This window comes from Saccharothrix saharensis (assembly GCF_006716745.1).
Classification (GTDB): domain Bacteria; phylum Actinomycetota; class Actinomycetes; order Mycobacteriales; family Pseudonocardiaceae; genus Actinosynnema; species Actinosynnema saharense.
Genome location: NZ_VFPP01000001.1, coordinates 2,271,053 through 2,282,081 on the forward strand (window position 1 = coordinate 2,271,053; position 11,029 = coordinate 2,282,081).

General features: G+C 73.2%; 8 protein-coding genes. 4 read left to right on the forward strand and 4 right to left on the reverse strand.

All coding sequences use genetic code 11. The features are described 5' to 3' along the window. Positions 1 to 48: 48 nt before the first annotated feature. Entirely contained in the window at positions 49 to 1,428 is a 1,380-nt protein-coding gene (locus tag FHX81_RS09075) for a xylulokinase (RefSeq protein ID WP_141976884.1), read from the reverse strand. After that, entirely contained in the window at positions 1,428 to 2,564 is a 1,137-nt protein-coding gene (gene xylA, locus FHX81_RS09080) for a xylose isomerase (RefSeq protein ID WP_211363434.1), read from the reverse strand. Before xylA ends, FHX81_RS09075 begins: the two co-directional genes overlap by 1 nt. Before the next feature lie 61 nt (positions 2,565 to 2,625). Here xylA and FHX81_RS09085 point away from each other — a divergent pair, with 61 nt between their 5' ends. Then, positions 2,626 to 3,804 carry an ROK family transcriptional regulator gene (locus FHX81_RS09085; protein WP_141976888.1) on the forward strand — a complete coding sequence of 393 codons (1,179 nt, stop codon included), beginning with the start codon at positions 2,626 to 2,628 and terminating at the stop codon, positions 3,802 to 3,804. Positions 3,805 to 3,890: 86 nt separating this feature from the next. Here the strand turns inward: FHX81_RS09085 and FHX81_RS09090 are convergent, their stop codons facing one another. Further along, positions 3,891 to 4,421: an AAA family ATPase gene (locus tag FHX81_RS09090; protein ID WP_141976890.1), complete on the reverse strand. Its 531-nt coding sequence runs from the start codon at positions 4,419 to 4,421 to the stop codon at positions 3,891 to 3,893. Positions 4,422 to 4,667: 246 nt separating this feature from the next. Here FHX81_RS09090 and FHX81_RS09095 point away from each other — a divergent pair, with 246 nt between their 5' ends. The 3 genes from FHX81_RS09095 (at position 4,668) to FHX81_RS09105 (ending at position 8,251) form a co-directional block, all read left to right on the forward strand. Next, a complete protein-coding gene (locus tag FHX81_RS09095) occupies positions 4,668 to 4,904 on the forward strand; it encodes a hypothetical protein (RefSeq protein WP_141976892.1) in 237 nt (78 codons plus the stop codon). A gap of 245 nt (positions 4,905 to 5,149) precedes the next feature. Beyond that, positions 5,150 to 7,816, forward strand: coding sequence for an nSTAND1 domain-containing NTPase (locus FHX81_RS09100; protein ID WP_246107709.1), 2,667 nt, complete (start codon positions 5,150 to 5,152; stop codon positions 7,814 to 7,816). Positions 7,817 to 7,852: 36 nt separating this feature from the next. Beyond that, positions 7,853 to 8,251 (forward strand): LapA family protein, encoded by a 399-nt coding sequence (locus FHX81_RS09105; RefSeq protein WP_425473808.1) that lies wholly within the window; start codon positions 7,853 to 7,855, stop codon positions 8,249 to 8,251. A 7-nt stretch (positions 8,252 to 8,258) separates the two neighbouring features. On the opposite strand, the gene FHX81_RS09110 is transcribed toward FHX81_RS09105, so the two are convergent. Next, positions 8,259 to 10,958: a cellulose binding domain-containing protein gene (locus FHX81_RS09110; protein WP_141976896.1), complete on the reverse strand. Its 2,700-nt coding sequence runs from the start codon at positions 10,956 to 10,958 to the stop codon at positions 8,259 to 8,261. Positions 10,959 to 11,029 lie beyond the last annotated feature (71 nt).

Below are 11,029 nucleotides of genomic sequence, written 5' to 3' on the forward strand. Positions count from 1 at the left end.
AGGGAGAAGGGGCGCCCCCGCGGCCGGAGGCGCCCCTTCTCGCTCGGTTCAGCGGTTGACGGTCAGGTCGCGGGCCGCGGCGTACCGCTCCCGCACCCACGGGGTCGGCTCCGCCTCGACCGAGGTCGACGCCAGGTCCGACCACAGCGGCGGGGTGTCCGCCCCGCCGACCGCCCACGCCGCCTGCCTGGCCGCGCCGTCGGCCACGTACTCGCTCGGCGACGGCACCAGGACCGGGCAGCCGAACACCGCGGGCGCGAGCTGCCGCACGGCGGGCATGCGGGCCCCGCCGCCGATCAGCAGCACCCGCTCGACCGGCATGCCCAGCGCGCGCAACGCGTCGATCGCGTCCGCCAGGCTGCACAGCAGGCCCTCGACCGCGGCGCGCGCCAGGTGCCCCGGGGTCATGGTGTCCAGTCGCATGCCGTGCAGCGCGCCGGTGGAGTCGGGCTTGTTCGGCGTCCGCTCCCCCTCCAGGTACGGCACGAACACCAGCCCGTCGGCGCCCGCGGGCGCGCTCAGGGCGAGGTCCGACAGGTCGGCCAGGTCGACCCCGAGCACGGACGCCGTCGCCGTGAGGATCCGCGACGCGTTCAGCGTCGCCACGAGCGGCAGGTGGCCGCCCTCGGCGTCGGCGAACCCGTTGACGGTGCCGGTGCCGTCGGTGACCGGGTTCGGCCAGCGCGCGAACGCCGTTCCGGACGTGCCGATGGACACCACCACGTCACCGGGCTGGGCCTGCACGCCCAGCGCCGCGGCCGCGTTGTCACCCGCGCCCGCGCCGAACCGCCCGCCGACCAGGTCCGCCGGGCCGACCACGCGCGGCAGCGCGACGACCTTGCCCAGCGCCAGTTCCAGCAAGTCCGGCCGGTAGTCCTCTGTGGACGGCGACCAGTAGCCCGTGCCGCTGACGTCGCTGCGGTCGGTGGTCAGCGCGTCGAGCGACGTCGAGCCGGACAGCTTCCACGTCAGCCAGTCGTGCGGGAGGCAGACCGCCGCCGTGCGGGCGGCGGACTCCGGCTCGTTCGTCGCGAGCCACCGCAGCTTGGTCACCGTGAGGGACGCGACCAGCACGCTGCCGACCGCGTCGGCCCACTTGTCCGGACCGCCCAGCTCGGTGGTGAGCTCGGCCGCCGCTCCCGCGGAACGGGTGTCGTTCCACAGCAGCGCCGGCCGGACGACCTCACCGGCCTCGTCGAGCGTGACCATGCCGTGCTGCTGCGCGGCCACCGACACGGCGGCCACGTCGTCCAGGCCGCCCGCGTCCGCGATGGCCGTCTGCAGCGCGTCCCACCACGCGGAGGGATGCACTTCGGTGCCCGTCGGGTGCGTCGCGCGCCCTTGCCGAACAAGGGCGCCGGTGTCCGCGTCGCGGACCACAACCTTGCAGGACTGGGTGGACGAGTCGACGCCCGCGACGAGCGCCATCAGCGCGCGCCCAGCAGGTGCTCGGTCGCCAGCTGCGCCAGGCGCACGAACCCGAAGCCGCGCTCGGCCGCGGTGGACGGGTCGAAGTCCTCGCCCTTGAGGAAGTCGGCGATCGACTCGCCCTCGTTCAGGGTGGGCTCGGCCAGCTCGTACACGCCGCTGTACTTGAGCGCTTCCTGCACCTCGGGGTCGGCGCGGAACGCCGCCGCCCGCTCGCGCAGGAGCTTGTAGGTGCGCATGTTGGCCGCGGCGCTCTCCCACACGCCGTCGAAGTCCTCGGTGCGCAGCGGCTTGTAGTCGAAGTGCCGGGGGCCGTCGTAGCCGCCGTTCTCCAGCAGGTCGACCAGGAAGAACGCGGACAGCAGGTCGCCCTGGCCGAACACGAAGTCCTGGTCGTAGCGCGGGCCCTTCTGGCCGTTGAGGTCGATGTGGAAGAGCTTGCCCTGCCACAGCGCCTGGCCGATGCCGTGCACGAAGTTGAGGCCCGCCATCTGCTCGTGGCCCACCTCGGGGTTCACGCCGAACAGCTCGTGGTGCTCCAGCGTCGAGATGAACGCCAGGGCGTGGCCGATCGTCGGCAGCAGGATGTCGCCGCGGGGCTCGTTCGGCTTGGGCTCCAAGGCGAAGCGGAAGCCGTAGCCCTGGTCGACCGAGTACTGCGCGACCGTGTCGACGGCCTCGCGGTAGCGGTCGAGGGCGGCGGACACGGGCTTGCCCGCGTCGACCTCGGAGCCCTCACGACCGCCCCACATGACGATGGTCCGCGCGCCGAGTTCGGCCGCCAGCTCCAGGTTGCGCAGCACCTTCCGCAGCGCGAACCGGCGCACCGAGCGGTCGTTGCTGGTGAAGCCGCCGTCCTTGAACACCGGGTGGGTGAACAGGTTGGTGGTCACCATGGGCACCACCATGCCGGTCTCGTCCAACGCCGCCCGGAAGGCGGAGACCCGCTTGCCGACCTCGGCCGCGTCCGAGCCGAAGGGGAACAGGTCGTCGTCGTGGAACGTGATGCCCCACGCACCGAGCTCCGAGAGCTTGCGCACCGCCAACGGCACGTCCAGCGGGGGGCGGGTCGCGTCGCCGAACGGGTCGCGTCCCGGCCAGCCGACCGTCCACAGGCCGAAGCTGAAGTTGTCCACGAGGGCACCTCCAATAAGTTTGATGCCTGAACTTATCGCACAAAGCCGCTAGGATCCAGTGGTGTCCAGACCACAGCCCGCGAGCCAGCACACCGTGCGACGGCACAACTCCGCACTGGTGCTCGACGCCATCGCCGGGGCGCCCGGGTCGTCGCGCGCCACCGTGGCCGCCCGCACCGGCCTGACCAAGGCGACCGTGTCCAGCCTCGTCGACCGGATGATCGGCGCGGGGCTCGTCGCCGAGGGCGAGGCGCAGGCCAGGTCCGGCCCCGGCCGGCGCGGCACGGCGCTGCACCTGTCCCCCACCGGGCCGCACGGGCTCGGCGTGGAGATCGGGGTCGACTACCTGGCCACGTGCCTGGTCGACCTCACCGGCCGGGTGCGGGCGCGGTGGGTGCGGCCCAGCGACAACCGCGCCTCCAGCCCGGCACGGGTGCTGGGCAAGGTGGCCACGGCGGTGCGCACGGCGACCAGGCAGGACGTGCCGATCGGCGGGGTGGGCGTGGCCGTGCCCGGCCTGGTGGAGGTGGCGGGCGGGTCGTTGCGGCTCGCGCCGAACCTGGGCTGGCGCGAGGTCGACATCCGGGGCGAGCTGACCCGCCGGGTGGCACTGGACGTGCCGGTGCTGGTGGGCAACGAGGCGAACCTGGCCGCGTTGGCCGAGCTGTGGCACGGGGACGTGGCGACGGACTTCCTGCACATCTCGGGTGAGATCGGCATCGGCGCGGGCATCGTCGTGGGCGGGGCGCTGTTCGAGGGCGTGTCCGGGTTCGGCGGCGAGCTCGGGCACCTGTCGGTCGACCCGCGCGGGCCGGCGTGCGCGTGCGGGTCGCGGGGGTGCCTGGAGCGGCTGGCGGGGCAGGACGAGATCGTGCGCGCGGCGGGCGTGACGGGGGTGGACGAGCTGCTGGCGCGACTGGCGGCGGGTGACCGCACGGCCACGACGGCGGTGCGTTCGGCGGCGCGGTGGTTGGGCGTGGCGCTGTCCGGGGCGGTGAACCTGCTGGACCTGCCGACCGTGGTGCTGGGCGGGACGTACGCGCGGCTGGAGCCGTGGCTGCAGGAGCCGTTGCACGCGGAGCTGGACCGTCGCGTGGTCAGCGCCGAGTGGTCACCCGTTCGAGTGGTCGCGTCGTCGCTGGGCGCGGAGGCCGCCATGCGCGGCGCCGCCACCACCGCCGTCCGCGCGATCCTCGCCGACCCCGATCCCTACGTGACCTCCGCCCTGTCCCGAGCGTAGAACTCAGGGGTCCCGAGCGTAGGACTCTCGAGACCCGAGCGTTCGACACACGCGCTGAACGTAGGGCCCACGCGTGTGTCGAACGCTCAGGCCTCGAGAGTCGAACGCTCAGGACCCCCGAACTCACCGTTCAGGTAGGAGAGGAGGCTCCGGTAGGTGTGAGTTGGGTCGCCCTCGACGGAGTGGATCACGTGGGGGTGCCGGGTGGCGATGATCCTTCGCAGGTTGTCGTACATCGCGGACAGCTCGGCGGGGGTGGCCTGGACGGTGCCGCGCTCGGTGAAGCGGCGGATCGCGTTCTCGCGGGAGTCGAGCAGGACCACCTCGTGGTAGGGCACCTCGAGCTCGGCGGCCAGGGCGGAGAGGCGGTCCAGGAACTCCGGGCGGCCCAGGAACTGGGGCACGACCACGTCGTGGCCGGACGTCAGGTGCACGCGGGCGGCGGCGATGGCGATGTCACGCGCCAAGCGGCCCGCTTCACCCAGGTCGCCGGCGATCAGGTCGCGCACCCGGTCGACGTCCAGCGCCAACGCGGGCGGGTGGTCTTCGGCGTAACGGCGCGCGATCGTCGACTTGCCGCAGCCCGGCGGGCCGTTCAGGGCGATCAGGCAGGGCACCCCGCCGAGCCTAGCGGCGGGGGGCGGTGCCCCCTGGTCACCGCCCCCCGCACCACATCCTGCTGACCACCGGTACACGCCGGGTACACCCCTCCGTGTACCGGCATCACTACGCTGTGCACCGGACGTTCTGCTGCCCCGCTCGGCCGGCGCGAACCCCAGGACCTCCCTCTCCGACCTGCGCCGCCTGCTGCGGGACAGCGAGGGCGGAGCCGTGGTCGACACCCGCCCGGACGGCTGCGCGGCATGCAGGAGCTGGGGCTCACCGTGCAGGAGGACGAAGTCCACGCCCGCCTGGCCCCGGGCCGGCAAGCGGAGCAGTGCGGCGAGCTGTCCGCCCTCACCGAGCGGCACCCGCTGCGGGAACGGCCGGCGCTGCGCGAGGCGCTGGGCACCGCGCACGGCTGCTGCCAAGGCGCTCACCGCGCGGGCCCGCACCGCGCCCGCCCCAGGGGCAGCCGTGCACGCCCGGCAGGTCCTTGACCTGCACCGGAGCACCGGCCACCTGGCCGGCGAGGCGCACACCCCCGCACCTGCCCGGCCACCTCGACCCCGAGCACGCGCGAACACGCCGGCGAAGCGCGCTGGACCTGTTCACCCGAATGCAGTCTCCCGAAGCGGACGCGCTTCGGGCGCTCGTCTGACAGCCTGGACGGCACGTTTGTCGGTGCGGACAATCGTCGTGAGACTGCCAGGGGGTGGACCGGTTGCCGCGTGGAGAGCGCCCGTTGGACGTCGGTGACAGCCCGCTGCTCAGGTTCGCCGCCGACCTCCGGTCGCTGCGGGACAAGGCGGGCGGGCACAGCTACCGGCAGTTGGGCGCGCGGGCCCACTACTCGGCGACCACGCTGTCGGACGCGGCGGGTGGGCGCAAGCTGCCCACGCTCGCGGTGACGCTCGCGTACGTGCGCGCCTGCGAGGGCGACGTGACCGAGTGGGAGGACCGGTGGCGGCAGGTCGCCGCCGAGGTGCTGCCCAGCCCGGAGGCCGGTCCCGAGGAGGGCCACCCGCCGTACGCGGGGCTGGCGGCCTACGGCACCGAGGACGCCGAGTGGTTCTTCGGCCGCGACCACCTGCTGGACGACCTGGAGCAGCGCATCGCGCACCGCCGGTTCGTCGCGGTGTTCGGCGCGTCGGGCGCGGGCAAGTCCTCGCTGCTGCGCGCCGGCCTCGTGCCGCGGGTGGGCGGCCGGGTCGTGGTCACCTCGCCCAGCGAGTCGGCCGAGCCGGACCTGGACGTCGACCTGCTGATCGTGGACCAGTTCGAGGAGGTCTTCACGCTCTGGCCGGACGCCGACCGGCGCACCGCGTACGTCGACGCCCTGCTCACCGCCCGCTGCAAGGTCGTGATCGGCGTGCGGGCCGACTTCTACGGGCACTGCGCGCAGCACCCGGCGCTGGTGGAGGCGTTGACCGACGGCCAGTTGCTGCTCGGGCCGATGGGCCCGGAGGAGCTGCGCCAGGTGATCATGCAGCCCGCCGTGAAGGCGTCGTGCACGGTGGAGACGGCGCTGGTGTCCCGGCTCATCGCCGACGCCACCGGCCAGCCGGGCGTGCTGCCGCTGGTGTCGCACGCGTTGCTGGAGACCTGGCGGCGCCGGCGCGGCACCACGCTGACGCTGGCCGGCTACGAGGCCGCGGGCGGCATCCAGCACGCCATCGCCCAGACCGCCGAACGCACCTACACCTCGCTGGAACGCCACCAGCGCGCTTTGGCGCGGCAGGTGTTCCTGCGGCTCACCGCCCTGGGAGACGGCACCGAGGACACCAAGCGGCGGCTGCCGCGCGCCGAGCTCGACCACGACGTCGACGTGGACGTGGTGCTCGACCGGCTCGCGCACGCCCGCCTGCTCACCCTGGACCGCGACAGCGTGGAGATCGCGCACGAGGCGCTGATCCGCTCGTGGCCGCGGCTGCGCGGTTGGCTCGCCGAGGACCGCGAGGGGCTGCGCACCATGCGCCGGCTCACCGAGGCCGCCGCCACCTGGGAGTCGCTGGGCCGCGACCCGGACGCGCTGTACCGGGGCTCCCGGTTGGACACCGCCGTGGAGTGGACGCAGCGCGACGGCGTGCGCACCAGCGCCCAGGAACGCGACTTCCTGGCCGAGAGCCTCCAGGCGCGCGACCGGGAACGGCTGCAAGCGCACCGGCACACCCGCAGGCTGCGCCAGCTCGTGGCGCTGCTGGCCGTGCTGCTGGTGCTCGCGGGCACCGCCGTGGTGCTGGCGATCACCTCGCAGAAGGAGGCCGCGGCGGGCTGGAAGTCGTCGGCCGCCTGGTACGTGGCCAACCAGTCCCAGGGTCTGCGCAGCAGCGACCCGCAGCTCGCCGACCAGCTCGCCATCGCCGCGCACGACCTCAACCCGAACGACGAGACGCGCAACGGGGTGCTCAGCGCCCACGCGTCGAGCGAGTTGAACGTGGCCGGCCGGGCGGCCTTCGCGTCCGCCCAGGCGCTCAGCGACCCCGACCTCCAGCGCGACCCGGACAGGAAGACGCCCGTGCACGTGCTCGGGCCCGCCGACGAGACGGTGACCTCGATCGCCGTCGACGAGGAGGGCCGAGCCTTCACCACCACGCTGGTGGACGGGGCGGCGAAGATCTGGGACGTCACCGACGTGACCGCCGAGGTGCTGCGCACCTTCGACTTCCCGGTGGACCGGATCGCGTTCGACCCGGCGCGCGCCCGCACGCTGGTCACCGTGTCCGACACCGCCGCGGTCGCGGTGTGGGACTGGTCCGACCCGGCGAACCCGGTGGAGGCCGCCCGACTGCCCGGTCACGCGCGGCCGGTCGTCGGTGTCGTCTACAGCCCCGACGGCGAGGTCGTGGTGACCTTCGACGCCATGGGCGTGGTCCGGCTGTGGGACGTGTCCGAGCCGAAGAGGCCGGACCCGGTCACCGAGGTGGACACCGGCCAGGACGTCACCGCGGCGGCCCTGTCGCACGACCGCCGCACGCTGGCCCTCGGCTCGGCGAAGGGCGAGGTCCGGCTGTACGACGTGACCGACCGCGGCGAGCCGGTCGAGCTGTGGTCCGGCAAGGCGCACCGCGGCGCGATCCAGGCGCTGGGCTTCCACCGGTCCGGTGACGCGCTCGCGACCGTGGGCACGCAGGACAAGGTGGCGCTGTGGGACGTGTCCGACCTGCGGCGACCGGTCGAGCGGGGCCGGATCAACGGGCTCACCGAGGGCGTCTACGCGGTGGGGTTCGGCTCCACCGCGACCAACGTGGTGACGTCGAAGTCGAACGGCACCGTGCGGTCCTGGGAGTTCGACTTCGCCACGGCCGTGCGCGAGATGTGCGACGCCGTGACCACCCACATCACCCGCGAGGAGTGGCAGCAGTACGTGGGCGCGGTCGGCGCGCTGGAGTACCGCCGCCCGTGCGGTTGATTGGCGGGCCGGCACGATCGGGCAGATAATCACCGCGTGACCACGCCGCGTGACGATGACCGCACCGAAGCGCTGCCGACGAGTCCGATCCCGGACGGGCCACCCGTCGTGAGCCCGCGCGGACCGGGTCCGGTCGAGCCGTCGGTGACGGGCGCGCCGGAGCGCACGGCCGGCACCCAGGCCAAGCTGAAGCCGACGCGGATCAGCGGCACGTGGGTCGCCGTGCTGGCGTCGATCGTGGTGCTGATCGTGCTGCTGGTGTTCATCCTGCAGAACCTCGCCGACGCCACGATCCACTTCCTGGGCGCGGCGGGCACGCTGCCGCTGGGCGTGGCGCTGCTGTTCGCGGCGATCGCCGGGGCGATCCTGGTGGCCCTGGTCGGCGCAGCCCGGATAATGCAGCTGCGCCGCCAGGCCAAACGAGGGCTGCGCTAAGTCGTCCTCAGACCGAGGAACAGGACCTGCCGTTCAGCTGGAAGCCGGTGGGCGCGACGTTGCTGCCCTGCCAGCTCGCCTGGAATCCGAAGTCCACCGAGCCACCCGCTGCGATGGTCCCGTTCCAGCCCTCGTTGGTCACCGTCACGGCCGCGCCGCTCTGCGACGCCCTGCCGTTCCAACTGTTGGTGATCTGCTGGCCGTTCGCGAACGCCCAGCGCAGGCTCCACCCCGTGAGCGAGGTGGCCCCTGTGTTGGTGATCCTCACCGAACCGGTGAAGCCACCTCCCCACTGGCTGGAGACCTGGTAGCGCACCGAGCAGCCGGGTGGCGGCTGGTCCGTGATCGTGGTCGTGCCAGTGGTGGTCGTGGTGGTGGTCGTCGTCGTGGTCGTGCCGGTCGGCGACGAGTCCGTGGGGTGCGTGTTGGTGTTGCTGGTACCGCCGCTCGGCTCCGCGACGAGGATGCCCCGGCCGTTGGTGCCCAGGTAGACGCGGCCGTAGACGCGCGGGTCGCCGGTGATCGCCTCGCCCATGTTCCCGTACTGGTGCGCGTCGTCGTTGATGCGCACCCAGTGGCCGCCCTCGTCGTCGGACCGGTACACGCCGGTCTTGCCGTCGATGGTCAGCACCCCGTACAGCGCCGGGTAGGGCTTCTCCAGCGCGCCCTTGCCGAAGCCGATGTTCACCGCCGACGTGACGCCGGCGAGCGCGCTCACCGTCGCACCGCCGTCGGTCGAGCGGAACAGGCCGCCGTCGCCGGCCAGCCACAGGTGGCCCTCGTGCCCCGGCACGGCGTGCAGCTTGCCCACGTCGGCCGTCGCGCCCGCGGTGAACGTCGCGCCGCCGTCCGTGCTGACGTACACCGTGCCGCCCGCCAGGCCGTAGAACCTGTTCGGGTTCACCCGGTCCGACTCGACCACCGCGCCCGCCGGGATGCCGGTGGACGGCGCCCAGGACGTGCCGAAGCCCACCGAGTGGTGCACCGCCGCGCCGGCCGGGCTCCACACGAACCGGCTGCCGTCCGCCGCCGCCGCGACCGTGCCACCGCCCGTGACACCGCCCGGCTCGCTGCCCGCGAACCAGTTCGCGCCGCCGTCGGTGGAGAACGCCACGTGCGGCGAACCGTCCACGTTGCCGGCGCGGGCCATCACCGACGGGTTCTTCTCGGCGAAGTCCAGGCTCGTGGTGCTGGTGAAGTTCGGCTGCTGGAACATCATCGCCGGCACCTCGGCCAGGTCGGTGTGCCGGAAGCCGCCGATGTCACCCAGGCCGCTGATCAGCGGCGCGCCGGTCGGCGGGCTGATCAGGTCGAGCACCGCGGTCTCCTCCAGCCCCGCGGCGGTCGGCTTGATGGTGATCTGGCCGCCGGCGTCCCACTTCAGCAGGTCCGTGGTGCCGTAGACGGTCGCGCCCGTGCCGTACAGCATGCGGTTGGGGTCGAACGGGTCGATCTCCAGCGACTCGACCATCCAACCCAGCTTGGGCGTCACCTCGGGTGGCTGCGGGTTCACGCCCCAGCTCAGCCACGGTGAGGAGCCGATGTCCATCTTGTAGCGGAAGCTGCGGTTCGGGTAGCCGGTGAAGTCCCAGGCCCGCGTCCACGTCGCGCCGCCGTCCGTGCTGCGGAAGATGATGATGTCCGGCCACCAGGAGATCTGGGTGGCGACCATCAGCGTGTTCGGGTTCTGCCGGTCGACGGTCAGGCCGCTGTAGCCGAAGTAGTCGTCCGCGCTGGTGGAGGGGACGGGGCTGATCCGCGTCCACGCGCCGGTGGCGGTGTCGTACTTCCAGACGTCGCCCTTGCCGCCGTCGTACGGGCCGCCGGTGTCGCTGGTGGCCAGGTAGAGGAAGCCGCCCTCGGTGTCCAGCACGCCCTTGTGCGCGATGTAGCCGGTCGGCTGGCCGGCGAGCCTGGACCAGGTCGCGCCCGCGTCCGTGCTGCGGTAGACCGTGTTCTCCTTGTCGGCGACGCCGACGTAGATGGTCCTGGACGGGCTGCCCGCCGTCGACGAGCGCGGGTCGTAGGTCACCCAGACCACGCCCTGGACGTCGTTGGCGTAGCCGTTGGTGTCGTCGGGGTCGGCGATGTAGTCACCGGGGTTGGGGAAGCTCGCGACCCGGGACCACGTGACGCCGCTGTCGGTGCTGCGCCACAAGCCCTTGCCGCTGGGCGCGCCGAAGTACAGCACCCGGCCGTCGTTGGGGTCGACCGACAACCGCTCCCCCATGCCGCGGCCCGGCATGTTGCCGCCGACCTTGAAGGGCAACTCGGTGCGCTGCCACGTGGCACCGCGGTTGGCGGAGCGCAGGATCGCGCCGTTGTTCGGGTCCCAGCTGTTGGTGTACATGCCGACGGCGGCGTAGACCTTGTCGGCGTTCTCGGGGTCGGGGGCGATGCTCGCCACGCCGTTGTAGCCCCACCTGTCCCAGCCGACCCAGTCGAGCAGCGGGATCCACCGGCCGGTCGCCTGGTCCCACCGGTACGCGCCGCCGATGTCGGTGCGGGCGTAGATCAGGTCCTTCTCGGCCGGGCTGAACACGATGCCGGGCACGAACCCGCCGCCCGCGATCTCCACGTTGCGCCAGTTGTGCGGCTGCGCGGGCACGGCGGCGGAGGTGGGCGCGGCGGGGCTCGCGGCGGCGGTGACCAGCACGACGCCGATCGCGGCCAGGGCCGCGGTGGTCAGGGCCAGCAGCCGCTTCACGGTTTCGCTCCCGGGGCTCGGGACGGGACCGGCTCGGGTGCCGAGGCGGTGAGGGCCGACGCGGTGCGGGT

Bases quoted from the DNA above. Each gene is read 5' to 3' on its own strand.
- FHX81_RS09075 (WP_141976884.1), bottom strand. From the start codon at position 1,428: ATGGCGCTCGTCGCGGGCGTCGACTCGTCCACCCAGTCCTGCAAGGTT.
- FHX81_RS09095 (WP_141976892.1), top strand. From the start codon at position 4,668: ATGCAGGAGCTGGGGCTCACCGTGCAGGAGGACGAAGTCCACGCCCGC.